Below are 26,787 nucleotides of genomic sequence, written 5' to 3'. Positions count from 1 at the left end.
GTATGTTCGGTGCATGCGTCGAGCCGTCTGCCCCGGATCCTTTGACCCCCTGCACCACGGCCACGTGGAGGTGATCGCACGGGCCACCAACCTCTTCGATGACGTCATCGTGGCGGTCTCCACGAACTACGCGAAGAAGTACCGGTTCGACGTGGACACCAGGATCGAGATGATCCGCGAGACCGTCTCCTCGCTCCAGGGGATCTCCGTGGTGCCCATGGGGGAGGGACTGCTGGCCGAGTTCTGCCGCAAGGCCGGTGCCAATGCCATCATCAAGGGCCTGCGCAACACCGCCGATCTGGAGTACGAGATGCCGATGGCGGCGATGAACCGGCACCTGACCGGTGTGGAGACCGTGTTCCTGCCCACCGACAGCCGCTACGCGCACCTGTCCTCCACCCTCATCAAGGAAGTGAGCCAGCTCGGCGGGGACGTCTCGGAGTTCGTTCCGCGGGCCGTCATACGGCGGCTGAACGAGTCGTGAGCCGGCCTGGAGCCGGCGCTGCGCCGGATCGGTCGACTACCGGTCGCCTACTGGTCGACCACCCGTCGCCGCCCCCGGGTGACCCGGACGGGCTATCCTGCACCCATGACTGAGCGCTCGCAGAATCCCCGCACCAAGAAGGCCATCATCCCCGCCGCCGGACTGGGGACCCGGTTCCTGCCGGCCACCAAGGCCATGCCCAAGGAGATGCTCCCGGTGGTGGACAAGCCGGCCATCCAGTACGTGGTGGCGGAGGCCAAGGCCGCCGGGCTGAAGGACCTGTTGATGATCACGGGCCGCAGCAAGCGTGCTCTGGAGGACCACTTCGACCGGGTTCCCGCCCTCGAACGCAGCCTGGAGCTCAAGGGGGACTTCGGCAAACTGGACAAGATCCAGGAGGCCACCAACCTCGGCAACATCCACTACGTGCGCCAGAACGATGCCAAGGGCCTGGGCCACGCGGTGTGGTGTGCCAAGCAGCACGTGGGCCGCGAGCCGTTCGCCGTGCTGCTCGGTGACGACCTGATCGACGAGAAGGAGGACCTGCTGGAGCGGATGATCGACGTCCAGCAGGAGAAGGGCGGCTCGGTCATCGCCCTCATGGAGGTCCCCCGCGAGAACATCTCCGCCTACGGGGTGGCCGAGGTCTCCACGGTGGCAGGGGGACCAGAGGACGTGGTGCGTGTCACCGGGCTCGTGGAGAAGCCCCCGGTGGAGGACGCGCCCTCCAATTTGGCCGTGATCGGACGCTATGTCCTGGACCCTGCAGTCTTCGACATCCTGGAGCGCACGCAGCCCGGCCGCGGCAATGAGATCCAGCTGACCGACGCCCTGCAGGTCCTGGCCGAGGGGCACGGGAAGGGTTTCGGCGTGCACGCCGTGGTGTTCAGCGGCAAGCGCTATGACACCGGTGACAAGCTGAGCTACCTCAAGGCCGTGATCGAACTGGCCAGTGCCCGCGATGACCTGGGGCCGGGCCTGCGCCCCTGGCTCAAGGAGTTCGTCGCGGAGCTCTGAGCATCACGGACCCTGGTCCGCCCGGCGGGTCATTTGGAACGGCGGAACGGAGCGGCTAGACTGGTGAGTCGGTCCTGAGGGTTCTACCCTGCCTGGATCCCAGCGTACGGTGGAAGCCATGCGCAGGGATCCGTACCGCCACCACCGCCCGCTGAAGAAGGAATGCTGATGTCCGCGTCATCGTCCCCGACTGTAGCCGGTGCAGCTGACAGGTGGGTGGTCTCCGTCAAGGACCTGGTGCGCAGTCCGGGGTCCATGAGGACTCTGGAGGAGCAGTGGCCAGCCCCCGAGGCACTGTCCACTCCGCTCATCGGCATCCCGGCTGGTTCAGCCGTGGACGTCGACCTGCGTCTGGAGTCGGTCCACGAAGGCATCCTGGTCACCGGTGAGGCTCACGCCGACCTCGTGGGAGAGTGCAGTCGCTGCCTGGACCCGATCCAGGACGGGATCACCGTTGACCTGCAGGAGCTGTTCCTCGCGTCCGCCCCGGAGGGTGGGAGCGACGAAGAGCGTCTGGTGGTGCACGAGGCGGTGGATCTGGAGCCAGTCCTCCGGGACGCCGTGGTCACGGCCTTGCCCTTCCAGCCGGTCTGCCGGCCAGGATGTCAGGGCCTGTGCTCCGAATGCGGCATCCGACTGGAGGACGCACCGGAGGACCATGTCCACGAACAGCTGGATCCGCGCTGGGCGGCCTTGGCCGAACTGACGAAGACCTCCGAGTCCGGCACCGCCGGCCCGGAGACGAAGACCTCATCCGACGAGACAGAAGAGAGATAGCCGTGGCAGTTCCGAAGCGGAAGATGTCCCGTTCCAACACCCGTGCCCGCCGCTCCCAGTGGAAGGCCACCGTGCCTCCGCTGGTGAAGTCCGTGGAAAACGGCCGCGTCACCTACCGCCTGCCGCACCAGGCCCAGGTCGTGACCGATTCTGCCGGTACGCCGTTGTTCATGGAATACAAGGGCCGCAAGGTCGCCGACGCCTGAGGTGCCCATGGCGCCACGGAAGTCGGTCCAGGCGTCCGGACAGCAGTCCGGGCGGCGCCGGCCGGTCCAGCTGGACCGGCCGATAACTGAAGACCTGCTCAAGCGTCTCGGGGTCACCATCGACCCCGGGACGCTTGTGCTTGCCTTGACGCACCGCTCCTACTCCTATGAGCATGGCGGGCTGCCCACCAACGAGCGCCTCGAGTTCCTCGGCGACTCGGTGCTCGGCTTCGTGGTCACGGACCACCTCTATCGCACGTATCCGGATCTTCCCGAGGGGAACCTGGCGAAGATGCGCGCCGCCGTCGTCTCCACCCGAGCCCTGGCCTCCGTGGCCCGCACCATCGGCGTCGGTCCTGCAGTTCTGCTCGGGGAGGGCGAACGGCGAACGCGCGGCGCGGACAAGGACTCCATCCTGGCGGACACCATGGAAGCGCTCATCGGCGCCACCTATATGGACCAGGGCCTGCCGGCCGCCCATGACCTCGTTCACCGGCTGGTCATCCCGCTGCTCGCGGACAAGCTCGCCATGGGTGCCGGCACCGATTGGAAGACGTATATCCAGGAGGCCGCCGCGAACGGCGGCCTCGGTCCCATCGAGTACCGGATGGAATCCGCCGGCCCGGACCACGACAAGGTGTTCACCGCCACCCTGGTGGTCGGCGGCACGCCCTACGCCACCGGCACCGGGCCCTCCAAGAAGGAGGCCGAACGCCAGGCCGCTGCCCACTCCTGGGACCGCGTGTCGGCCGCGGCCGGGGCCGTCGCCGCCGGTACCGAGGCAGCCGCCGGTGCCTGAACTGCCCGAGGTGGAGGTCGTCCGCCGGGGGCTCGAGACATGGGCGGCCGGACGGCCGGTCTCCGGCGTCGAGGTGGTGGAGCCGCGGTCCACCCGTAGGCACGACGGCGGCGCGCCCGCCTTCGAATCCCAGCTCTCCGGACTGCGGCTGGCGGTCCCCGAGCGTCGCGGCAAATACCTGTGGGTTCCCCTGGCGGCCGCCGGCTCGACGCCCGATCGGGCGCTCGTGGCTCATCTGGGCATGAGCGGTCAACTCCTCGTGAATTCTCCGGGGGATCCGGATCCGAGGCACCTGCGCATCCGGATCCTGCTCGAGGGCGAGGGCGAGGGCGAGGGCGAGGACAGCGGGACCGCGCTGGAACTGCGCTTCGTGGACCAGCGCATCTTCGGTGGGCTGTTCATAGATGCCCTGGTGCCGACGTCGGACCGTCCGGACCAGCTGGTGCCCGCCTCGGTGGCCCACATCGCCCGCGACCCCTTGGACCCTCACTTCGATCCAGACGCTGTGTACCAGCGGTTCCGCCGCCGCAGGACCGGCCTCAAGCGGGCTCTGCTGGACCAGGGACTCATCTCCGGTATCGGCAACATCTATGCGGACGAGGCCCTGTGGCAGGCACGTCTGCACTATGCACGGCCGACCGAGACCCTGAACCGCAGTGAGTCGGGACGTCTTCTGACGGCGGTGCACGCGGTGATGGTGCAGGCCCTTGCCCAGGGCGGTACGAGCTTCGACTCCCTCTACGTCAACGTCAACGGGGAATCGGGCTACTTCGACCGCTCCCTCAACGTCTACGGCCAGGCCGGCCGGCCGTGCGCGCGCTGTGCGGCCGAGGGGCATCAGAGCCTGATCGTCAAGGACCGGTTCATGAACCGGTCCTCGGCCTACTGCCCGCGGTGCCAGCCGGTGCCGCGCCGCGCCCGCTGGTAGCGTCCGGCACGGCAGGACCGGCCGCCGCCCCGTGGCGGTCTAGGATGATGTGGAACTTTGACGTGTCGATGGGAACCCCTTTTGTCTCACACTGAGAACTACGACTATCTGCCGCGCCGCTCGAGCGGCCGGGCACGGCGGCGGCGCCATACCGTCCGCAACGCCTTCATCGTGGTAGCCGCACTGCTGGTGGTCGTGCTCGTGTTCGTCGCCGTCTATGTGGGCTCCATCGCCTCGACCTTCAACGACAAGCGCCAGACGGTGGACGCCGGCATCGCCACCTCCGAGGCCACCACGGACGGAGCCCTGAACGTCCTGGTCATGGGATCGGACTCCCGGGGTGAGGGCATGGACACCGCCGAGAACAAGGGCGAAGCGGGTGAACGCTCGGACACCCTGATGCTCGTGCACATCCCTGAGGACCGGCAGAACGTCTACGTCATGTCGATCGTGCGTGACCTGTGGGTGGAGATCCCCGGCCATGGCGAACGCAAGGTCAATGCCGCGCTCAGTCTCGGGGGCTACCCGTTGGTGACCGCGACGGTGGAGAACATGCTGGGCGTCAACATTGATCATCTGGCCGTGATCGACTTCGAGGGCTTCAACGGGCTGACCAGTGCTCTCGGCGGCGTCCAGGTCTGCAATCCCCAGTCCTTCTCCTCGGGGCAGGTCAACCCGTCCTTCTTCCCCCGGGGCGAGATCCTGCTGGAGGGCTCTGACGCCCTGCGCTACGTCCGGGAGCGCAAGGCCTTCCTCGGCGGTGACTTCGAGCGGGTGGCCAACCAGCAGCGCTTCGTCTCGGCGATGGTGGACCAGATCCTCACGGTGGACACGCTGGCCAATCCCCAGAAGCTGATGGGCGTCGTCAACAGCATCGTCCCCTTCATCACGGTGGATGACGGGTTGGACGCGGCGACGATCGCCGGTTACGGCCTCCAGCTCAACGGCATCCGCAGCAATGACATCGAGACCTTCACGGTTCCCCATGGTGATCCGGCCGAGGGCCCCGGCGGGGCCTCGATCGTGCTCCAGGACGAAGCCGGGATCGAGGAGTTGCGCCAGGCCCTGGAGGCGGACGACCTGGACAGCTATCTCTCGGGCGATGATGCCACTGAGGAGGCCACCGCCCGGGCCACTGATGCGGCCAATGATGGGATCGCCAGTCCGGACGCCAGCGCCGATGCGTCCGGCGAGCCATCGGTCTCCAGTGGACCCTCCGCCTCCGGTGAACCCTCTGCCACGGACGGTGCCACGGACGCCACCAGCTCGGCCAGTGCCAGTGCCGGCGGGTCCGGCAGCGCCTCCCGAGAGGCCACCGAACCCGCCGCCGTCTGCGCCGGGGCCTGATTCATGCGCGTCCAGCTGATCACGCATTCCTACCTGCCCGAACGGACTCCGCCCCAGCGGCGGTGGGCCGCCTTCGTCGAGGCGTTCCGGGGCGCCGGCTGGGACGTCGACGTCGTCGTCCCGCAGGCCGATCCGGGACACGTCCCGGGTGGGGGACAGGGGCCTGAGGCCCCGGCCGCCTCCACTGGTGCCGATGACCGTTGGGGCGCCCACGGGGAACGCATCTGGCGGACGTGGACGATCCCTGCCCTCGGTGCCACGCGAGACGGCCGGTTCCTCGGTCACGTCGTCCATGCGCTGGCGGCCATTCCGGTGGCGTTGCGCGCCGAGCGGCCCGATGTCCTGGTCGTCACCGTGCCGGCCCTGCCGACCGTCGTCGCCGGCTGGACCCTGTCCAAGCTCCGCCGGACACCGTTGATCGTGGAGATGCGCGACGCCTGGCCGGACCTGGCCCGTGACTCGGGAGTCTCCACCGGGTTGCTGAGCCGGTTGATGGAGTACCTGGTCACGGGGACGCAGCGTTCGGCGGACCTCGTGGTGACGGTGACGCGGGGATTCGCCGAACGGCTCTCCGAGCGCGGGATCCGGGTGGTGGAGGTGGTCGGCAACGGCGTCCCGTTGAGCCGGATCGAACCGGTTCCGGCACGGGACCGTGTTCCCGGTGAACTCAACGTGCTCTACCTCGGCAACCACGGTGAGAGCCAGGGACTGGAGACCGTGATCCGGGCGGCTGCCCTGGTGCAGGAGGGCCCCGAGCGCATTGCCGTGCGCCTCGTCGGATCGGGGACCCAGCGCGATGCCCTGTCCGACCTGAACGACTCACTCGGCGCTCCGGTCACCATGATGGACGCGGTGCACGGGGCCGGATTGCGCGCCCAATACGCCTGGGCGGACACCTGCCTGGTGAGTCTGCGCCCGGACTGGCCGAGTTTCGACTGGACCATCCCGTCCAAGACGTACGAGCTGCTGGCCGTGGGCCGGCACGTCACCGGGGTGGTCACGGGCGAGGCCGCCCGCGTGCTGGAGGAGTCCGGCGCGGCCAGCATCGTGCCGGCCGATGCCGCCTCACTGGCGGCACACTGGCGAGACCTCGCCACCCGTCCACAGAGCACTGTGGTGGACGGCCGCGGCCGTGACTGGGTGCACCGCCACGCCGACCTGCCGGAGCTCGGCCGGCGCTTCGTCGGACTTGCCCGGGAGACCGTGCTGCGCCGTAGCCCACGGGCCACGGCCTATAATCGCCACTGACCGGATCTGCCCGCGGTCGTGGACCCGAACACCGACGGTTGCCGTTTCTCCGGCATCGTGTCCGGGACGACCGCCTGAAGGGCTCCATCGATTGAAGGACGTACTCCATGACTGAGATTTCCAGCGTTGCCGTGATCGGCCTGGGCTACATCGGATTGCCGACGGCGGCCATCCTGGCGGGGAGCGGACTCCGTGTCCACGGGGTGGACGTGAACCAGCGCACGGTCGATGCGGTCAATGCGGGATCTGTCCCGTTCGTGGAGCCGGACCTGGACCGGTTCGTGCAGAAGGCGGTCGCCGAGGGACTGCTGTCCGCCTCGACGCAGACCCCGGCCGCGGACGCCTACATCGTGGCGGTGCCCACCCCCTTCCACGCGGACAAGTCCCCGGACCTGTCCTACATCGAGGCCGCCGGGCGGAACCTCGCCCCGCAGTTGCGCGGTGGCGAACTGGTCATCCTCGAGTCGACCTCGCCCCCCGGGGCGACCGAGCGCCTGGCCGAGGTCATCCACGAGGAGCGTGAGGACCTGGCCGAGGCCGGGAGCCTGTTGTTCGCGCACTGCCCGGAGCGGGTGCTGCCGGGCAAGGTCATGACCGAGCTGGTCACCAACGACCGCATCGTGGGCGGGTCCAGCAAGGCCGCCGCCGAGGCCGCGAAGGGCCTGTATGAGACGTTCTGCCGGGGCGAGATCCTGTTGACGAACCTGCGGACCGCCGAGATGGCCAAGCTCGTGGAGAACTCCTTCCGGGACGTGAACATCGCGTTCGCCAATGAGTTGTCGATGATCAGCCGGGACCTGGACATCGACGTCTGGGAGCTGATCGAGCTGGCCAACCACCACCCTCGGGTCAACATCCTGCAGCCCGGTCCGGGCGTGGGCGGGCACTGCATCGCCGTGGACCCATGGTTCATCGTGGACGCCGCCCCGAGCGCGGCGCGGATCATCCGCAGCGCCCGTGAGGTCAACGACTCCAAACCCGAGTGGGTCATCGACCAGGTCAAAGTCAAGGCCTTCGACGTGCAGCAGGCGACCGGGCGGGCCCCGGTGGTCGCGGCCCTGGGCCTGGCGTTCAAGCCGAACATCGATGACCTGCGGGAGTCCCCGGCCCTGAACATCGCCGCGGCCATGGCCGAGCAGTTCACCGGCAGCACGATCCTGGCCGTGGAACCCCACGTGGACGAGCTGCCGGCCTCCCTGGCCGGCCGGGACAACGTGGAACTGGTGGATCCGGCGGCCGCGATCGAGCGTGCCGACATCGTGGTGCTGCTGGTGGACCACGCCGCCTTCGCCGACCTCAAGCCGTTGGCCGCGGGCAAGCACGTGGTGGACACCCGGGGCCAGTGGCGCGAAACCCGCGTCCTCTGAGCTTCGTCCGTCCCGAGGTGGTCCGGTCCGGACCGACCCCAGGGGCGCGTCAGCGCAGCTGGCGCCTCACTCCGCGGTAGATGCGGCGGACCGCCCGCCGCCACGCCGGCTGGCGTGGTCGGGACGGAGCCGTGGTCTCTGACGTTGCCGTGGTCTCTGACGTCGCCGGGGCCTTCGCGGCGGCCGGTGCCTTCGGCGGGGGCTTCTTCGCGGCGGGTGCCGGGTACCGGACCCAGGCCGGATCCGGAATCCGCAGTGGATCGGACGCCAGCGTCTCGGTGAGCCGGTCCAGTTCCCCGCGGGCTCGCTCCTCCAACCCGTCCACGAGCGAGCCGGTCGCCGGGGGCAGCTCACCCTCCCGCAACACGCGGTCGAGCGCGTCCCGCAGGCCGGCTCCCGCGGCCGTGAGTTCCAGCGCATATCCGGACCGGCCGAGCTCGGCGAAGTGGGAGCCGACCTTGGGGTCGTAGACGAGACCCACGGCGGGGCGGCGCAAGCGGTGCATCAGCAGATTGGCGTGCAGCCGCATGGCGACCAGCGCCTCGGCACCGCGCAGGACCTCGAGGAACCCCGGCAGGTCGATCCCCGCGGGTACGACCGTGACAGCGACGCCGGAGCCCGACGCCTCGGCCGTGGCCACCAGATCCCGCAGGGCGGCCTCGTCAGTGGCCTGCATCGGGACGCCCACGATCGCGAGACCGTGGTCCCGCGCGGTGTCGAGCAGGATCGTGTGCAGGTCCCGGCGCCGGTCCGGGTGGTCGGACCAGGGCCGGAGATTCACGGCGAGGTACCGGTCCGGCAGTCCTTCCGGCACCGTCCCGGTGCCTGGGGCGGGCAGGGGCAGCCCGTAGACGACGTCCGGGGAGACCTCGACGGCGGCCGGCCAGGCCTCGGACATCGGCTCCAGGAGTCCTGCGGATTCTTGGTCACGGACCGTGATGGTGCGGGCCAGGCGGCCCGTCAGATTGACGGCGGCGCGTGCCGCGGAGTCCGTCAGCGGGCCGACCCCCATGCCGCGCACGTGGACCGCGCCACCGTAGGCGCTGACGAGCAGGGGCAACTGGGCCATGTGGGCGGGGGAGACGTGGGCGCCACGGAAGATTCCGGCCGCCCCGCCCGCCAGCTTGATGGAGTAGTCGTGCCAGTGGCCCCCCCGGACCCAGGACCAGGGACGAGGCCCGTTCGGCATACTCCTCACCGGCCTCGAGGTCGGCGCGGGCCAGAGACTGGACCCCGTGCTCGCGCTCCACGATCGCGGGCTTCGAACCGGCGACGACGGGGTGGAAACCGGGCAGCGTGTCCTGCAGATGGGACACCAAGGTCTCCAGGAGCAGCTCGTCCCCGCGGTTTCCCGCACCGTAGTAGCCCGAGAACATCACGGTGCGCGGCAGGGGTGCCTCCCCAGCCGGCACGAGCCCGTCCGACCGGAGGCCGCGGAAGAGTGACTCGAGTGCCTCGAGTCCGCGATCGGCGGCATCGCCCGGGGCGTCGTCGCCCAGGACGACGGCCATGATTCCGTGCTGCGCGAAGAAGGCGGACGTCGACTCCGAGGGGACCGGGCCGCCGTCGGCGAAAAGGACGATGTCCGGTGCATGGCGCCGGAAGACCGCCTCCACGGGACCGTGATCGAAGCGCTGGCCGGCGGTTCCGGGCTCCGGGACCAGGCAGTCCGGATGCCGACGGAGATCGAGGTCGAAGACGGTATGACCCAGCAGGTGGAGGGCCCGGAGGACGCCGGTGTCCCGGGCCTGGTGTTTAGAACCTCGGCGGACCAGCACCACACGATGGCGGGAGGCCCCCTGGTTCGAGTGGCTCGGGATCGACTCGTGACTCACCTGGTGTCCTCGCTTCTCCTGCTCGCCGCCAACGGGGCCCGGGGCCGGCCACCGTTCAACCTAGCAGGGTGGGCGGCACACCCCCGGGAGCACGGGGCTGGCGGGCCGGAAACGGTATAGTCGCCGTGAAGCCCTGCCCTGACCGGCCCGGGTCCGGACCGGAACACTCGGCCGGACGCCCGTCGAATCCTTGCGGAGGGGCGCACCGGAACCCAGAACGGAAGGTCTGCCCGCTCCATGAGGATGAGCCGTCTCCTGGGTGCTGCGGCGGTGTCGGGTCTGGTCCTGATCACAGCCTGCGTGCCGCTGTTCGCCCTGGGCCTCGACCGGTGGGCGCCGGCCCTGCTGGCCGCCGGAGTGCTGGGCGTGGCCGCGTACCTGGTGGCGGGCCTCCGCGCCACCCAACGGGACCTGAGGACGCTGGCCGGCAATCTGGAGCGTTCCCGCCGTCAACAGTTGGCCGCCGACCGCGCCCGGCAGGGCAGCCCCGGTCAGGGCGTGTCCGGGCAGGACCCGGCGACCTCTCTCGACGGGATGCGGGACGACATCCGGACCCTGGCCGCGGACGTGACGATGCTCCGCGACCGTGCCGCACTCCGGGCCTGGCAGGTGCTCGGAGACCGCCGGCGCGAGGGCGTGATGTGCCTGGTGCTGGACGGACACGATGCGACCGCCATCCTGGCCGCGGACCGGACCGGGGCTGCCTTCGAGGTGGTGGACCCCGTGGTCGGCGGCGTCGACGGAGAAGGGCTCGGCAACGGGCCCGGAGCGTACACCGGCCTCCCCACGACGCCGGCCCACGCCGTGGGTGCCCTCCTCATTGACCTCGACCGCTTCGCGTTCGGTCAGCCGGACCGAGACCAAGACGCGTGGTCCGGCTTCGCCCGGTGGCTCCGGACCGACGTCCCGGTGCTCGGCTTCAGCCGCGTGCCTCAACGACTCTCCCTGGGCGCGGCCGCCGTGGCCCGGGCCACTGGGGGCGCCCTCCTGCCGGTGGTCGAGACCTCGGACACCGTGCGCTTCGACCGGGGGATCGAACCCGACAGCGAACTCAGCACTGATCCCGCCACTGAAGTTGCCACCGCTCGGTCTGCGGAGGACCGGCCATGAGGGTGGTGCTGTATGACGGCATCCAGGAGACGCACGTCGCCTCGTCCCTGGAGCGCGCGCTGCGGTCCCGCGGCCACGAGGTCTACAACACCGGACGCTTCGGCTCCGGGTACCTGTTCCGGGACACGGACGAGCTGCTGCCCTCCATCGCCTCCCACCTGGACGTGATCACGGGCTTCCGGCCGGATCTGGTGCTGGTGTTCCGCCCGGCCTCGGCTCCTTACCCCGTCCTGCAGGCCCTGCGCGGGACGGGCGCCGTGGTGGCCGCCTGGCTGTCCGACGACCCGGTGCTCTTCAAGGACTCCTACGGCCCGGTCATCGACCTCTACGACCTCATCCTGCACTGCGGAAACGAGTCCGTCCTGCGGTTCTACGAACAGCGGTTCGGGCGGCCGACCGGAGTGAACTTCCCGTTCTGGACGGACCACACCGCGTTCCCCGCCGTGTACGGGCAGCACGAGCCCGAGTCCACCGTGATGTTCCTCGGGAACATGGTCGGTCCGGTGCGGCGGGCACGGTACGAACAGCTCGCTGCCATGGGCCACTCCGTGAGGGTGTACGGCCGGATGGAGGCAGACCCCGCCGGGATGGGCGGCGGGTTCCTGGATTCCGATGCCGAGGTGGCCGAGGCAGGTGGCCGGGCCCGGGTCGCACTCAACATCCCGCAGTTCTTCAGCGCCTACCGCGGGCAGCCCACCTGGTTCCCCGGCCTCGAGGATCTCGGTCATTTCGATCTGCCCAGCCGGGTGGTTCAGTACGCCGCCATGGGGCTGCCCGTGGTCAGCGTCGTGCCGGGGGCGCCCCGCAGCCCGGCGTTCCCGGAGATGGAGGTCTGCGGGGGCATCGAGGAGGCCGATCGGCGGATCACGGACATGCTGGACTCCGGCGGCTTGCCCGCATTGGCGGCCCGGACCCTCGACCGCTTCGACCGCTCGTTCAGCGCCACGGCCCGAGTCCAGGCCCTCGAGGCGCTGCTGCAGGATGACAGCTGGCGCTCGCTGGATGCGGCCGAGCGGACGGTCTGGTTCCTCCAGTTCGACGGCCGCACCGTCCCGGATGCCCCCGTCACCGCAGTCACCCCAGTTTCCGCAGTCACCCCGGAGATCAGAGACGCCGCGGACACGCGGGACGCCCCGCTCGCGGCGGAGAGCGCCGGTGATGTGGTCTTGGCGTACCGATACTCGCCACGGCGCTTCGATGCCACGGACGTGATTCGGCGGGAGCTGGAGGGTTGGGGCCGGTTGGCGGCGGTGTGGATTCCCGACGACGACGAGGACGGGCTCCGATCGCTGCTGGGCTCCCTCGAAGGAGGACCGGCCCGCTACCTGGTGCTCGCCGACGGCCTCCGGCTCACGGCGCGGGAGGCGGACGCCGCCCGGGACGCGGGGCTGTCCACCGTGTGCCTGCTCTCGGGGGAGACCTTCAGCCCCGCGGACGCCGCGCGCTACGACCTCGTGGTCCGCATCGGGCCAGCCCCGGTGGACCGGGTGAACCTGCTCGGGCCGGCGACGAATGCCCTGCACACGCCGGCGGTGGTGGAATCCGCTTTCCTGGCGGCGGTGCAACGAAGAACTGCTCAGCCCCATGACGTCAGCGCCGCCTGGACCGGACTTACGGTGATCCGCTCCGAGGACTCCGACGCCGGGACCGGAGCGGGGGCCTCTGCCGATCCGGTGGCCGACTCCCTTGCCCAAAGGTCTTCAGGTCCAGCGCGAGACCTGGCCACCCGTGACGTGGCCACGCGTGACCTGGCTGCCAGTGACCTCGAGGATGCCGGCCCGGATGAACTCGCCGCGGCGCTGTCCGGCACGGTGGTCTACCTCCAGCCGACCGGATCAGGCCGGCAGCGCTCGCATGCTCCCGTGACCCCGTATGCGGTGTGCGCCGGGCCTGTGGTCCTGACGTCCCGGCACCCGGCCAACCGGTTCGACGACCTGTGGGGTGCCTGGCTGATGAAGGTCGACTCCTCGGAGGAAGCGGCCTTGAAGCTGGATCGTCTGTCCGGGACGTCTGAGGCGTCAAGGGTGTCCGAGGCGGAAGAACGCGGCCGACTGCTGGACGCACGCCGGCAACTCGACGACTGGTTCCGCCGGGCCGATGACCACCGGGCGGCCGGTCGGATCGATGGCTCAGCAGATCCGGGAGGCCCAGGGAATCCGGGGAGCCCGGGGGATCCAGCAGACCTGCCGTCCCCCCTGGCCGCCGATGAGGACCGGATGGTGCTCCTGGACCACCGTTACCCCCTGGGTCCGGCCGCCTTCGCGTGGGCCGCCGGCGAGTACCTGGCCCTGAGACTCTCCTTCACCGGGGCCGACCTGGTCCGCGGGATGCGCGTCCTGCAGGGCGACCGGGTACTGGCCGAGACGCGGTTCCCAGCGGGATCCACGCAGGCCGTGGACCTCATCGCCACGGGGGCGCCGGAACCCGCGCGGGAGCCGGTGTCCGTGGAACTGCTCGGCGACCCGGCCCATCGGCTGCATCGGGTGACCCGGGTGCGCCTGCGGATGCGGGTCCGTCGTGGGACGCGGCGGGCGTCCGCGACCGGGACTCTGGGCTTGGCCATCCATCTGTTACCACTGCCGGTGGCCCCAGCCGGACCACCTCGACTTCAGCACCATCCCGGACCCCCGGAAAGGCGACACCCGTGACCCGCTCAGAGACCCCTGGCCCCCGCGCCGGGAAGACCCCGTGGCTGCGGAACCTGGCCCTGACCGCCCAGACGGTGCGTGAACACATCGTCGACGATCCCGTCCTGCTGGCCCTGCAGGTCTCCCGCCGCCTGCCAGCGGCCGTGTCCCGGCCGCTGGCCTCGGGATTCATCGCCTCGGGGCGCCTGGGCGCGGACGTCCTGGAGGCCATCGGCCACGAGATGCGTGGAGACCGGTCCGCGGCCTGGCGGGCGCTGGAGCGGCCCCGCCGCGGAACGTCGGTCCGCGCCGTTCCCTACCGGGCGGACGCCGCCCTCGGCTTGGCGGACGAGGCCAGGGCAGAGGCACTGCTGGAGGAGGTGGATCCCGCGGACCGCCGGGCCCCGTGGTTCGCTGCCGCCTCGCGGGTGGCCGCCTACCGCGGAGACCTGGATGGTGCGGCCGCCCTGGCCGCCCAGCATCCGCGCAACCGGTCGTTGGCGAAGCGGGCCGCCGGGGAACTGTCCGGGTTCACCGGCCACGGGCCCCGGCCCTCTGGACGCGGGCCGATCGACCCGGTCCCCGGCCGGGTGCTCCACATCCTGACCAACTCCCTGCCGCACACCTCCAGTGGCTACGCACAACGCAGTCATTCGATCCTCCGTTCGCTGCAGCAGGCCGGTCTTGAGGTCTCGGCCGTGACCCGCCCCGGCTACCCCGTCCAGGTGGGCGTCCCCTGGGCCGCCGACCTGGACACCGTGGAGACGGTGGACTATGCCCGGCTGCTGCCGTTCCGGATGGATCAGGGACTGCAGGACCGACTGGACCAGCATGCGGAGCTCCTGGAGGACCACGTGCGCCGCCACCGTCCCTCCCTCCTCCACACCACCACGCACTTCACGAACGGACTGGTGACCAGGGCGGTCGCCGAAGCGACCGGAATCCCGTGGGTCTATGAGGTCCGGGGCCAGCTGGCGGACACCTGGGCCGCCACCCGGGGGGAGGACGCCCGCTCCTCCCAGCGCTACCGCGAGTTCGTGGCACGGGAGGCGGAGGTGGCCCGCAGCGCTGACCGGGTGGTCACCCTCGGTGAGGGCATGCGTTCGGCGCTGGTGGCAGCCGGAGTCGACCCGGAGCGGATGATCATCTGCCCGAACGCCGTGGGGGACCAGTTCCTGCAGGAGCCGCCCACCCGGGACGAGGCACGGGCCGCTCTCGGCCTGGAGATCGGGCACACCATCATCGGCACGGTCTCCAGCATCGTCGACTACGAGGGACTGGACCTGCTGGTGCGGGCGACGGCGGCCCTCGCGCCCCGGCACCCCGGCCTCCGGCTGCGTATCGCCGGAGACGGGGTGGCCCTGCCCGGACTGAGGGTGCTCGCCCGGGAGCTGGGCATCGAGGACCGGTGTGACTTCCCCGGGCGGGTTCCGCGCGCCGAGGCGCTGATGAACCACGCCGCTCTGGACGTGTTCATCGTGCCCCGCAAGGACCTGTCCGTCACCCGTACGGTCACGCCCATGAAATCCGTGGAGGCCTCGGCCGTGGGCCGCCCGGTGGTGGCCTCGGACCTGCCCGCGCTGGCTGAGCTCGTCCAGGACGGCGTGACCGGAGTGCTGTTCCGGCCCGAGGACCTCGATTCGCTGACCGCCGCCCTCCAGGGCCTGCTCGAGGATCCCGGGCACGCTCGGCACCTCGGACAGGCCGGACGACGCTGGGCGCTTCAGACGCGAACCTGGAGCGGCAACGCCGAGCGCTACCTGACGATGTACCGCGGACTCGGAGTCGCTCCGGCGTAGGCTGGACCCTGGCCAGCGTGCGCCGCAGGGCCGGTGCCCGCGGGCCCCTGCGTGCGCCCGGCCGACCGCACACGGTGTAGGAAAGCAGGACATGAGCGTATACAGCAGAGCACGTCGAGCCCTCCCGGCCCGGGTGAAGACTCCCCTTCGCCGGGCGCTGAAGGGCACCCTCCGCACGGTGGACGAGTACCTCCCGGACTCGCTGTCCCGGCGCGTCCGCCGGGCCGTGGGCCGCAGCACCCCCGCCCGTGCACCCCGGGGCGCCGCGCCCGCCGGTGACCCGCTCGGACTGGCTCCCGGCCGGGGCCCTGCCGCCTCCCTGGCCACCGTGGCCACCGGCAGGGCTGCCGCCGTCACCGGGCGGGACCCGGAGTCCGCCCACCGGCTGAACCGTGCGCTGCTGGGCGGACGGGCACCGCGTCCGGCAGGCGGCGGGCGCCGCATCGCCGTCCTCGCCGCTGCCGACCTCGTGGCAGGGCTGGAGTCGGCGGGCCATGAGGTCCACCCGCTGCTGCCGGGGACGGCCCGCGCGACCATCGATCTGAGCGAGGTGGCCGTGATCGACCTGGCCGGGGTGGCCGGGACCTGGGCCGGTGCACTGGATGCCGAGGGGGTGGCGCTGTACCTGGAGCTGCAGGACGCCCTGTCTCACGCACGCTCTCAAGGCGTGAGCGTGTGGCTCGTGGACCGTGGCCCGGACCGGTTCCGGCTCGGAGCCGTGGCCCTGCGCCGGGACGGGGGCGTCCTGACCATCCGCCCCGGTGCGGTACCCCCGCAGCACCACATCACGGAGGACCCGGGCGACGCTCCCACGGGGGTGGTGGACCTGCTGCGGGACCTGGACCCCCTCCAGCCGCCGTCCGGTCACGAGCCCGCAGCCCCTCAGCCCGTAGCCCAGCCCGCACCCCGGACGGCATCGGATGCACTGACCAACGGATCCCAGGAGGCCCGCCGATGAACGGCACCGAGACCGCCGGAACCGAGGCCGGCAGCGAGCCGGCGAACCCGTCCGGCACCCTGCCTCCACAGCGGCGGGTCCGCGTGCTGCTCTACGGAGACGTGGACCTGAACATCATCGACGGTTCCGCCGTCTGGCTGACCTCCATGGCCCGGACCTGGTCCCTGGCCGGTGCCCAGGTCGACGTCCAGCTCAAGGCCGTTGAGGACCGCACCCTGTTGTCCGGAGAGCTCCGCAACATGCCAGGGGTCACCGTGTGGCCGGCTCATCCGCCGCAGGGACGCCGTGCCCTGGAGCCGGTGCCGGCCGCCGATGCCCTCCAGAAGCTGGACGGTCAGGATCCCTATGACGTCGTCATGGTCCGGGGCATCCGCATCTGCCGCCAGATCGCCCGTCGGGGGGCCTTCGCCGGACGACTCTGGTCCTACGTGACGGAGTTCGGATACCCGCAGGATGCGTCCGATGCCGATGCCGATGCCGATGCCGGCGCCGGCGCCGGCGCCGAGCGATGGCAGCAGCTCGGCGAGATTGCCGCGGCCAGTCGCCTCATGCTGGCCCAGACCGAGCAGGCCCGCGCCGTGCTGGAGGCCATGGTCCCGGCCGCGGCCGGACAGACCGTGGTGCTCTCGCCGATGGTGCCGGACGCCATCGGCCCCTCGACCACCCGCGTTGCTGCAGTGACCCCCGCTGCGTCAGCTGGCCCCGTCGCCTCAACGGCCCCGCCCGCGGCGCCGGGGACAGGCGAGCCCGTGCGCCTGGTCTACACGGGCAAGTTCGCCCGCCGCTGGCGCACGGATCAGATGCCGGAGATCGTGGAGGGCCTGCGGGCCGGTGGAGTGGCCGCTGAGCTGACCATGGTGGGGGACAAGGTCCAGCATGATCCGGAGCACCCCGACTGGGCGGAGCACATGCGTGCCGTCATGGACGCGCCCCGCCCGGACGTGGCCTGGCTGGGGGCGTTGGACCGCACCGCGGCGCTGGACGCCGCCGCCGGGGCTGACATCACCCTCGGGTGGCGTGACGAGGAACTGGACCTGAGCCTGGAACTGTCCACCAAGGTGTTGGAGAGTTGCGCACTCGGCGTCCCACCCCTGGTGAATCGCACGGCGGCCCACGAGGAGCTGCTCGGAGTCGACTACCCCCTCTTCGTGGACGGTGCGGCGGACGGCCCGCGACAGATCGCCCGGACCATCGCCGCGGTCCGGGACCAGCTGCCGCAGTTGTCCGCCCGGGTCCTGGCCGTGGCCGAGCCCTTTCGGATGACCGCGCGTGCCGAGACCCTGAAGACGTGGCTGGCCCGGATCGGGCTGCCCGGACCGGCGCAGTCGCGGCGCTCCCGGCCGGTGCGCGTCGTCGTCGCCGGCCATGACCTGAAGTTCGCGGGCGAGCTGGTGGATCTGCTCACCGACCATCCGGACGTCGACCTGCGGCTGGACCACTGGTCCTCCCTGCACCACCACGACGAGGCGGCCTCACGGGACCTCGTGGACTGGGCCGACGTCGTGATGTGCGAATGGGCCGGGCCCAACGCCGTCTGGTACGCGCGGCACAAGAAAGCGGGACAGCGACTGGTGGTCCGGCTCCACATGTTCGAGCTGCGCGGACGGTGGCTCTCCGAGCTGGCCTCGGACGCCGTGGACCGGTTCGTCACGGTCTCGGAGCACTACCGGGACCTGGTGGTCGAGCACCTGGGCCTTGCTGCTGAACGTGTCTCGGTCATCCCCAATGCCGTGAGCCTGGCGGACCTGGACCGTCCGGGTCTGCCGGGGCGCCAGCACCGCCTCGGACTGGTCGGCATCGTGCCCCTGCGCAAACGCCTGGACCGCGCCGTGGACCTGCTGCGTGAGCTCCATCGCACCGACCCCCGGTACACCCTGCACCTGCGCGGGCGGATGCCGTGGGAGTACCCGCACGAATGGCGCAAGCCGGTCCAGCGCGAGGCCTACATGGACCTCTTTGCCCGGCTCGGCGCGGATCCGGTACGCCACGCCGTGGCGTTCGAGCCCTTCGGAGCGGACATGGCCGGATGGCTGCGCAAGATCGGCTGGGTGCTCTCGCCGAGCACCGTGGAGAGCTTCCACCTGGCACCGGCCGAGGGCATGGCCTCCGGGGCGCTGCCGGTGCTGTGGGACCGGCCCGGCGCCCGTGACATCTTCGGCGACGAGTTCGTGGTGCAGGACACGGCCGCCGCTGCGCGGCTGATCCTGGAGACGGACGCGGACGACGACGCCCGGGCGGCTCGGCAGCGGACGGCACGCGAGCGGGTGGCCGGGTTCGATGAGAGAACCGTCACTGCAGCCTGGCAACAGGTGCTCCTCTCCGGACTGTGAGCCTGTCGACGTGGCACGGATCACGGTTCCGCCGGGCCCGGATGGCGCGGGAAAGCTCCCCGGTCGGCGGGTTGCCCGGTGTTAGGCTGACGTCTGGCCGAACCACCGGCGCACTCTGCGACCGTGGACGTCGATGTCAACCCGCCGTCAAACCGAAGGATGGATGAACCGTGCTCAAGATCGCTGTCGTGGCGTTGGGAAAGATCGGGCTGCCGCTGGCTGTCCAGTTCGCCAGCAAGGGTCACCAGGTCGTCGGCGTCGACGTCAACGAGAAGGTCGTTGAGCTGGTCAATGCGGGCCAGGAGCCCTTCCCCGGCGAGGACCAGCTGCAGGAGAAGCTCTCGGAGGCGGTGGCCAACGGCACGCTGCGCGCCACCACCGACTATGCAGACGCCATCCCCGGCGCGGACGCCGTGGTCCTGGTGGTCCCGCTGTTCGTGGACGAGGAGGCTCGGCCGGACTTCGGCTGGATGGATGCCGCCACGCGCGATCTGGCGGCCAACCTGACCCCCGGCACCCTGGTCTCCTACGAGACGACCCTGCCGGTGGGCACCACGCGGACCCGGTGGCAGCCGATGCTCGAAGAGGGATCCGGCCTGACCTCGGGCGAGGACTTCCACGTGGTCTTCTCCCCGGAGCGCGTCCTGACCGGGCGCGTCTTCGCTGACCTGCGCAAGTACCCCAAGCTCATCGGCGGCCTGGACGCCCAGGGCGCCGAGCGCGCCCGGGACTTCTACGAGTCGGTGCTCGACTTCGACGTCCGCGAGGACCTGGACCGCCCGAACGGCGTGTGGGACCTGGGCAGTGCTGAAGCCGCTGAGATGGCCAAGCTGGCCGAGACCACGTACCGCGACGTCAACATCGGCCTGGCCAACGAGTTCGCCCGCTACGCCGGGGACAACGGCATCGACATCTACCGTGTCATCGAGGCCTCCAACTCGCAGCCGTACAGCCACATCCACCGTCCCGGGATCGCCGTGGGCGGACACTGCATCCCCGTGTACCCGCGGCTGTACCTCTGGAACGATCCGGCGGCGGACATCGTCCGTACCGCCCGCGCCGTCAACGCCGGAATGCCCGCCTACGCCGTCGGCATGCTGGCCGGCGCCCATGGATCGCTGAGCGGCCAGAAGGTCCTCGTGCTCGGTGCGGCCTACCGCGGCGGCGTCAAGGAGACGGCCTTCTCCGGCGTCTTCGCCACCGTCCGTTCGCTGGAGGAGGCCGGAGCGCAGGTCAGCGTCCACGATCCGCTGTACACGGACGAGGAGCTCACTCGCCTCGGATTCTCCCCGTACCAGTGGGGCGATCGAGTGGACGCGGCGATCATCCAGACCGACCACGCGGAGTACAGGGAGCTTTCCGCGGACCAGCTCCCGGGGATCGCCACCCTGGTGGACGGCCGCAACATGACCGATCCGGCCAACTGGACCTCGGTGGCCCGCCGCGTCATCGGTCTGCCCACCGAGACCGGGACCGATGCCTGAGATGACCGACCGCACCACCCCTGAAGAGTTGCCGTACAGCGTCGCCCCGGGCGCAGATGTCTCCGCAGACGCGGTCATCGGGGCCGGCACGAAGATCTGGCACCTGGCACAGGTCCGCGAGAAGGCGCTGCTGGGCCCGAACTGCGTGGTCGGCCGGGGCGCATACATCGGCACCGGCGTGACGGTGGGCGAGAACTGCAAGATCCAGAACCACGCCCTCGTCTATGAACCGGCTCACCTCGACGACGGGGTGTTCATCGGTCCGGCCGTGGTCCTGACGAACGACACCTACCCGCGGGCCATCAACCCGGACGGCACCCAGAAATCCGCCTCCGACTGGGATGCCGTCGGGGTGTCCATCGGCCGTGGTGCGGCCATCGGGGCCCGGGCCGTGTGCGTGGCGCCGTTGACGATCGGGGCCTGGGCACTCGTGGCCGCCGGCTCGGTGGTGACGCGTGACGTGCCTGACCACGCCCTGGTGGCCGGGGTTCCGGCCCGCCGCCTCGGATGGGTCGGCAAGACCGGTCGGAAGCTGGAGCCGTCGGCGACGGAACCCTCCGTCCTGGTGTGCCCGGACACGGGCGAGAAGTATCGCGAGGACGGCGACGCGCTCGTCGTCCTGGACGGAGAGGAACCGAGAGCATGACCCAGGCAACACCCGCATTCATCCCCCCGGCCAAGCCGATCATCGGCGATGAGGAACGCGCCGCCGTCGACCGCGTCCTCCAGAGCGGCATGGTGGCCCAGGGACCGGAGGTGGCCGCCTTCGAGGCCGAGTTCGCCGACGTCCTGGTGGCCGGACGCCCCTGCGTCGCGGTGAACTCCGGTACCTCGGGACTCCACCTCGGCCTGCTGGCCGCCGGCATCGGCCCCGGCGACGAGGTGATCGTCCCGGCCTTCACCTTTGCCGCTACCGGCAACGCCGTGCGCCTGACCGGGGCGACCCCGGTGTTCGCGGACATCGACCTGGACACCTACTGCCTGGAGCCGGCCAGCGTCGAGGCGTTGGTCACGGATCGCACGAAGGCCATCATGCCGGTGCACCTCTATGGCCACCCGGCTCCCATGGACGAATTGGGACGAATCGCCGACGCCCACGGACTCATGGTCTTCGAGGACGCGGCACAGGCCCACGGGGCGGCTTGGAACGGACGTCCGGTGGGGACCTTCGGGACCTTCGGCATGTTCAGCCTGTACCCCACCAAGAACATGACCAGCGGCGAGGGCGGCATGGTGTCCGTGGACAGCGAGGCCATGGGCCGGGGTGTCCGCCTGCTGCGCAATCAGGGTATGGAACGCCAGTACGAGAACGAGGTCGTGGGCTTCAACAACCGCATGACGGACCTCCACGCCGCGATCGGCCGGGTCCAGTTGACGAAGGTCGGCGCGTGGACGCGCCAGCGCCAGGAGAACGCGGCGTTCCTTGACGCCGGACTGCGCGGGGTGACCACCCCGGTGGTCCGCGAGGGCGCGGTGCACGTCTACCACCAGTACACCGTGCGGCTGGCCGAGGACCTGGCCGGCGCCAGGGGTGCGATCCTCGACCGGCTCAAGAACGAGTTCGGCGTCGGCACCGGGATCTACTACCCGATTCCCACCAACGAGCTGCCGTCGTTCCAGCAGCCGGCAGACCTGCCCCACACCGCGATCGCCGCCGCGACCGTCTTCTCCCTCCCGGTCCATCCCTCACTGACGCGGGAGGACCTGGAGCGCATCGTCGAGGCCGTGAACACCGTCGTCGGGGAGGCGCACGCATGACCATCCGCACCGGACTGATCGGACTGGGCATGATGGGTCGTCACCACGCCCGGGTCATGCGCGAGATCGAGGGCACCGAGCTGGTGGCACTGGCCGACGCCATCGGGGACACGCACGGCGTGGCCGACGGGTTGCCGGTGTACTCCTCCGTGGACCAACTGATCGACTGCGGCGTGGACGCCATCGTGTGTGCCGTCCCCACCGGCCTGCACGAGGAGGTCGGACTGGCGGTGGCCGAGGCCGGCATCCACATCATGGTCGAGAAGCCGATCGCCGCCTCGCTGGCCGCCGGCGAACGACTCGTGGAAGCCTTCTCGTCGCGCGGGCTGGTCGGGGCCGTGGGCCACATCGAACGCTTCAACCCGGCCCTGCAGGAACTGCGCCGGAGGATCGACGACGGCCAGCTGGGCCGCATCCTGCAGATCTCCACCCGGCGCCAGGGGCCGTTCCCCGCCCGGATCGCGGACGTGGGCGTGGTCAAGGACCTGGCGACGCATGACATCGATCTGACGGCCTGGCTGGCCCGTTCCCGCTTCGCCTCCGTCTCCGCGCACACCGCCCGGAATGCCGGCCGGGAGCACGAGGACATGGTGGTGGCCATCGGCCAACTGGACAACGGTGTCATCACCAACCACATCGTGAACTGGCTGTCCCCGGTGAAGGAGCGCACCACCGTGGTCACCGGTGAGAAGGGCGTCCTGGTCGCCAGCACCCTCACGGCCGACCTCACGTTCTACGAGAACGGCAGCGTCCCCACGGAATGGCAGCCCGTGGCGAACTTCCGGGGAGTCACCGAGGGGGACGTCATCAGGTACGCCTTCCCCAAGAAGGAGCCGCTGCGGACCGAACACGAGGCGTTCCGTGACGCGATTCTCGGCGAGGACAACCGGCACGTCTCCCTGGAGGAGGGGCTGGAGATCCTCCGTGTGGCCGAGAAGATGCTCGCCGCAGGGCCGGATCCGCAGAACGGGAATCTGACGGCCTCGGAGGGCTCATGAACTTCAAGCGCGCCGCCCAGCAACAGATTCGGCGGGTCGGGTCCTCCCTTCCCCCCTCGCTGAAGTCCTCGGCACGGAGATCGCTGGACTTGTTGCCGGACGAGGTGTCTGCCCGAGTACGACGGGCCGTCCTGCCCGGCCAGGCGCGCGGGGGCGAGGAGAATGTCGGCCAGTTGCTGTCCGTTCCGCCCGAGTTCGTTGGCACCACGTACAGCGAGCATGAGATCCTGCCGATGCTGGCTCTCGAGAACTCGGTGCTGCGGCAGCGACTGACGGCCGCGCTGGACGAGCTGGACTCCCTGAGGGAGGACGAGGTCCAGTATTCCGGCGCTCTGGGCATCGGGGACGACTCCGAGGAACCCCAGGGGCCTGCACCCGAGGAACTGGCGGAGGAGTACCTGTCTGGGCAGGTCCTGCGCCCGGGTGCCCCGAGGCACCTGGTGATCGCCAACGACTACCCGGACATCGGCCGGGAGTACGGGAACGGCTTCGTCCACCGACGCCTCCTGCACTACATCGACTCCGGCATCGACGTGGACGTGGTGCTGACCGCCCCGTCCCAGGAACGCCGTATCTACACCTTTGACGGCGTGCGGGTGCTGGTCGGGCACGGACCGGAGATCGCGGCCGTGCTATCACGGCAGGAGTACAGGAGCGTCAGCGTGCACTTCCTGAATGCCCTGATGTGGCGCCATCTGGTGCCGTTCCTTCCTGACCTTGACCTCCATGTGTTCCTGCACGGCTACGAGTGCGACCGGTGGATCCGCCGTGTGTTCAACTTCGGCAAAGGAACTGAGCTGGAACGGGGGATCGACCGTACCCTGGCCCTGCAACGTTTCTGGAGGGACGTGGTCCGCCATCCCCACGGGCCGGCATCGTTCATCTTCGTGTCCGAGTGGTGGCGGCGTGCTGTCACGGACGACATGGGGCTGGTCTTCCCGGCCACCCGGTCCAGGATCGTTCACAACTTCATCGACACGGAACTGTTCGACTACGTCCCGAAAGATCCGGATCAGCGTTTCAAGCTGCTGTGGGTGCGCAACGCCGGCAGCCGGAAGTACGGAAACGACATCGCGATCAAGGTCCTGCAACGACTGGCCAAGGGGCCCCACTGGTCACGGGTCGAGGCGACGATCATCGGCGACGGGAAGTACTTCCACGAGTTCGAGGACGCCCTCGGTCACCACGCCAACGTGACCATCCAGCGCCGGTTCGTCACGCAGGAGGACGTGGCCGCGCTCCACAAGGACCACGGCATCTTCCTGGTGCCGTCGCGACTGGATTCGCAGGGCGTCTCGCGGGACGAGGCGATGTCCTCCGGGCTGGTCCCGGTGACGAATGCCGTGACCGCCATCCCCGAGTTCGTGGACGAGGACTGCGCCATCCTGGGTGGCGACGAAGAGGTGGACGCACTCGTGCGAGGGCTGAACCGAGTCCTGTCCCACCCCGCGCTCTTCACGCGCATGTCCCGCGCCGCCTCCGAGCGTGCCCAACGGCAGTGCGGAGCCGACGCGACCGTTCGCCGTGAAGTGGAGCTGATGGGCCTGACTGAACCGACGAAGGGAAACCGCCGCCGATGAGCACCGTATTGCTGCTGACCCGAAGCCCGGGGCCCGCCGAGGCCCGGGTGTTCTCGTCCCTGCGGAACGCGGGGCACGAGATCCACGTCTTCGACGTCAATGGCCAGTGGTTCCGTGGCGGTGACCGGGTGCCGCTGTGGATGAAGGGATATCGTCTGCGCCGGAGCGCCCTGGCGACGTCCTACATGACGCGATTCATCGAGGCGAAGGGCGTGGACCGGGTCATCGCCCTCGGGCTGGAAGCGGCGGCCTTCGCGGCCGAGAACGTGGTCATTCCCTTCGTCCCGTGGCTGATGCGCGGGAGTCTGGACTTCTCGGCCGCCCGTACGGCTCTGGCTGATGACTTCGCGGCGCTCAACACCGCGACCGACCGGGTGCTCGTGGACGACGAGTGGGAGATGGACAAGGCGGGAGCCAAGGGCTCCACGGTGGCGCATCTCCTGGCCCCGCTGCTGCTTGGGGACGGTCAACCCGTGCTGTCGGCCGACTCCGGGACGCGAGTCGCCCTGATCCATCCGCATGTCATGGACGCCGGACGGGTGGAGACGTACCGGGAGAACCTCTCAGCGGCCCTGGACGGTGCCGAGACGGTCGCCGTGGAGGTGGAATCCCTCTACCGTGGGCGCGATCTCTCCCGGGGCCGTCTCCTGGGGCCCACGCTGAAGACCCGGTTGGGGGGATACTCCCACGTGGTCATGGTGGGGACCTCCCGCCACTACGCTGCGGTGCTCGGCTGTCTCCACGGCCAGTGGGACCGGGTGATCGTGGAAGAGACCATCGGCAACGGCAACCTGGCCCGGGACCTGGGTCTGCCGCAGGTGGCCCGCGGGTTGCGGATCTCGGCCGAGCTGCAGCGGATGGTGGGGGCCGGTGCCCCGAGTGCTGCCATCGAGCGCCCGGCGTCCTCACGGACCGTCACTCATGACGAGGACCTGCTCCCGGCCCTGGACCAGATCATGGAGCGCACCGTCTCCCGAGACTTCGAGGAGCTGGCGGCGCTGCAGGGCACGGGCCCGTTGGACGTCTTCTACTCCGTCGCCCCGTTGCAGGACCGCACCAACGGGGCCCGGCCCCAGCGGATCCGCAACATGGCTGAGGCCTTCGACCGCCCCGAGGCGGCCATCCGCCTCTACTCCAGCGGCGGCGGATTCCGCCGCCGGGCTGAGGCCGTGCGTCGTCTCATCGCCGAAGGCCGCCCGATCGGGGTGTTCTATGGCGAGAACTCGACCTCGCCCATTGCGTCCAAGGACGCCGTGGATGATCTTGAGCTCTTCATGGACGAGATCCGTGCGGCGGGCGGTCGGTGCGCGTGGTTCGTTCGGGACCTGCACTGGCTCGATGAGGTGGACGGGTACCTCGACGACGAGGCGATGCGTAGCGAACTGACGGCCCGGGGGCTGCAGGAACTGCGCCAGATCGGTGACCGCGCAGAGATGCTGCTGGCGCCCAGCGAGGCCTCGGGGGACGGGTTCAATCGGTTGCTGACCGCCCACGGCGAGACGGCGCGCACCTGGGTTCCCCTGCCGCCCGCGGTTGCTGAGGCCAATGTGGTGGACGCCGGGGGGCTCCACCCCGTGGCCGAGGGGGCGACCCTGCTCTATGCCGGCGGCATGAACAGCGTCTACGGCATGGACGACTACCTGGCGGCCGTGAGCGACGGCAGCACAGGTTACTTCCTCGACTTCGTGGTCCGGGACGAGGAGGCCGACTATCTGCGGGCCTGCCTGGACCGCCACGGACTGCTGGACCAGGAACGGGTTCGAATCCTCACCGTCCCCCTGGACCTGTACCGGCCACGAACGGCGGTGTGCCTCGGGATCGTGCTGCTCGACAGCGACTACGCACGGTTCAGCTTCCCGTACAAGACCGTGAGCATGATCGAGCGGGGATTCCCGGTCCTGTGCTATCAGGATATGGGGATCGCTGAGTTCGTGCGGGAGCACCGTGTCGGCATCGACTGCGAACGGACCACGGAGTCGATCCGCGCCGGAATCGAGCACCTGGTGGCGGCCGGAGCCCCGGGGCTCGACCATACCCGGACTTCCGAGACCTGGGACGGTCGTGTCCGAACGGTGCGCGAGGGCCTCGCCGGTCAGTCCTGACCGGCGAGCCCGGACGGATCAGGCCGTCGGACC

The 26,787-nt window shown here is 70.1% G+C and carries 21 protein-coding genes; 20 read left to right on the top strand and 1 reads right to left on the bottom strand.

From position 1 onward, the window contains the following. Positions 1–13 precede the first annotated feature (13 nt). The 9 genes from coaD to wecC all read left to right on the top strand — a co-directional run bounded on the left by coaD (position 14) and on the right by wecC (position 8,173). The gene (gene coaD / locus IEX49_RS00525) at positions 14–484 is read left to right on the top strand and encodes a pantetheine-phosphate adenylyltransferase (protein WP_188803189.1); all 471 of its coding nucleotides are present in this window, start codon (positions 14–16) and stop codon (positions 482–484) included. Between the two features lie 105 nt (positions 485–589). After that, positions 590–1,501, top strand: coding sequence for a UTP--glucose-1-phosphate uridylyltransferase GalU (gene galU, locus IEX49_RS00520; protein ID WP_188803187.1), 912 nt, complete (start codon positions 590–592; stop codon positions 1,499–1,501). Between the two features lie 168 nt (positions 1,502–1,669). Further along, positions 1,670–2,278 carry a YceD family protein gene (locus IEX49_RS00515; protein WP_229672057.1) on the top strand — a complete coding sequence of 203 codons (609 nt, stop codon included), beginning with the start codon at positions 1,670–1,672 and terminating at the stop codon, positions 2,276–2,278. Positions 2,279–2,280: 2 nt separating this feature from the next. Beyond that, entirely contained in the window at positions 2,281–2,484 is a 204-nt protein-coding gene (gene rpmF, locus IEX49_RS00510) for a 50S ribosomal protein L32 (RefSeq protein WP_115930987.1), read from the top strand. Position 2,485: 1 nt separating this feature from the next. Then, positions 2,486–3,283 carry a ribonuclease III gene (gene rnc, locus IEX49_RS00505; RefSeq protein ID WP_373286652.1) on the top strand — a complete coding sequence of 266 codons (798 nt, stop codon included), beginning with the start codon at positions 2,486–2,488 and terminating at the stop codon, positions 3,281–3,283. After that, positions 3,276–4,211, top strand: coding sequence for a bifunctional DNA-formamidopyrimidine glycosylase/DNA-(apurinic or apyrimidinic site) lyase (mutM, locus tag IEX49_RS00500; RefSeq protein WP_188803183.1), 936 nt, complete (start codon positions 3,276–3,278; stop codon positions 4,209–4,211). The genes rnc and mutM overlap by 8 nt, the downstream gene beginning before the upstream one ends. 81 nt (positions 4,212–4,292) lie before the next feature. Then, positions 4,293–5,558, top strand: a complete 1,266-nt coding sequence (locus IEX49_RS00495; protein WP_188803181.1) for an LCP family protein — start codon at positions 4,293–4,295, stop codon at positions 5,556–5,558. A 3-nt stretch (positions 5,559–5,561) separates the two neighbouring features. Further along, positions 5,562–6,806: a glycosyltransferase family 4 protein gene (locus IEX49_RS00490; RefSeq protein ID WP_188803179.1), complete on the top strand. Its 1,245-nt coding sequence runs from the start codon at positions 5,562–5,564 to the stop codon at positions 6,804–6,806. A 107-nt stretch (positions 6,807–6,913) separates the two neighbouring features. Next, positions 6,914–8,173, top strand: a complete 1,260-nt coding sequence (gene wecC, locus IEX49_RS00485) for a UDP-N-acetyl-D-mannosamine dehydrogenase (RefSeq protein WP_188803177.1) — start codon at positions 6,914–6,916, stop codon at positions 8,171–8,173. Between the two features lie 49 nt (positions 8,174–8,222). On the opposite strand, the gene IEX49_RS00480 is transcribed toward wecC, so the two are convergent. Then, entirely contained in the window at positions 8,223–9,362 is a 1,140-nt protein-coding gene (locus IEX49_RS00480; RefSeq protein WP_188803175.1) for a polysaccharide pyruvyl transferase family protein, read from the bottom strand. Positions 9,363–10,245: 883 nt separating this feature from the next. Here IEX49_RS00480 and IEX49_RS00475 point away from each other — a divergent pair. From IEX49_RS00475 to IEX49_RS16975, 11 genes are all read left to right on the top strand, one after another. Continuing rightward, positions 10,246–11,118 (top strand): hypothetical protein, encoded by an 873-nt coding sequence (locus IEX49_RS00475; protein WP_188803172.1) that lies wholly within the window; start codon positions 10,246–10,248, stop codon positions 11,116–11,118. Then, positions 11,115–13,766: a glycosyltransferase family protein gene (locus IEX49_RS00470; RefSeq protein WP_188803170.1), complete on the top strand. Its 2,652-nt coding sequence runs from the start codon at positions 11,115–11,117 to the stop codon at positions 13,764–13,766. The genes IEX49_RS00475 and IEX49_RS00470 overlap by 4 nt, the downstream gene beginning before the upstream one ends. After that, positions 13,763–15,544 (top strand): glycosyltransferase family 4 protein, encoded by a 1,782-nt coding sequence (locus IEX49_RS00465; RefSeq protein WP_188803168.1) that lies wholly within the window; start codon positions 13,763–13,765, stop codon positions 15,542–15,544. The genes IEX49_RS00470 and IEX49_RS00465 overlap by 4 nt, the downstream gene beginning before the upstream one ends. 91 nt (positions 15,545–15,635) lie before the next feature. Then, positions 15,636–16,502 carry a hypothetical protein gene (locus IEX49_RS00460; RefSeq protein WP_188803165.1) on the top strand — a complete coding sequence of 289 codons (867 nt, stop codon included), beginning with the start codon at positions 15,636–15,638 and terminating at the stop codon, positions 16,500–16,502. Next, positions 16,499–18,832: a glycosyltransferase family 4 protein gene (locus IEX49_RS00455; protein ID WP_188803163.1), complete on the top strand. Its 2,334-nt coding sequence runs from the start codon at positions 16,499–16,501 to the stop codon at positions 18,830–18,832. The genes IEX49_RS00460 and IEX49_RS00455 overlap by 4 nt, the downstream gene beginning before the upstream one ends. A gap of 170 nt (positions 18,833–19,002) precedes the next feature. Beyond that, positions 19,003–20,316: a nucleotide sugar dehydrogenase gene (locus IEX49_RS00450; RefSeq protein WP_188803161.1), complete on the top strand. Its 1,314-nt coding sequence runs from the start codon at positions 19,003–19,005 to the stop codon at positions 20,314–20,316. After that, positions 20,309–20,962 (top strand): acyltransferase, encoded by a 654-nt coding sequence (locus tag IEX49_RS00445; protein ID WP_229672056.1) that lies wholly within the window; start codon positions 20,309–20,311, stop codon positions 20,960–20,962. Before IEX49_RS00450 ends, IEX49_RS00445 begins: the two co-directional genes overlap by 8 nt. Continuing rightward, a complete protein-coding gene (locus tag IEX49_RS00440; protein WP_188803158.1) occupies positions 20,959–22,074 on the top strand; it encodes a DegT/DnrJ/EryC1/StrS family aminotransferase in 1,116 nt (371 codons plus the stop codon). The genes IEX49_RS00445 and IEX49_RS00440 overlap by 4 nt, the downstream gene beginning before the upstream one ends. Next, on the top strand, positions 22,071–23,072 hold the full coding sequence (locus tag IEX49_RS00435; protein ID WP_188803156.1) for a Gfo/Idh/MocA family protein: 1,002 nt from the start codon (positions 22,071–22,073) through the stop codon (positions 23,070–23,072). Before IEX49_RS00440 ends, IEX49_RS00435 begins: the two co-directional genes overlap by 4 nt. Further along, positions 23,069–24,652, top strand: a complete 1,584-nt coding sequence (locus tag IEX49_RS00430; protein ID WP_188803154.1) for a glycosyltransferase family 4 protein — start codon at positions 23,069–23,071, stop codon at positions 24,650–24,652. Before IEX49_RS00435 ends, IEX49_RS00430 begins: the two co-directional genes overlap by 4 nt. Next, positions 24,649–26,754, top strand: a complete 2,106-nt coding sequence (locus IEX49_RS16975; RefSeq protein WP_188803152.1) for a hypothetical protein — start codon at positions 24,649–24,651, stop codon at positions 26,752–26,754. The genes IEX49_RS00430 and IEX49_RS16975 overlap by 4 nt, the downstream gene beginning before the upstream one ends. Positions 26,755–26,787: the final 33 nt, after the last annotated feature.

Origin of the sequence: Citricoccus zhacaiensis, from assembly GCF_014645315.1 — a bacterium.
Lineage (GTDB): Bacteria > Actinomycetota > Actinomycetes > Actinomycetales > Micrococcaceae > Citricoccus > Citricoccus zhacaiensis.
The sequence above is the reverse complement of the archived record's forward strand: the minus strand, read 5'-3'. Positions and strand labels throughout refer to the sequence as shown.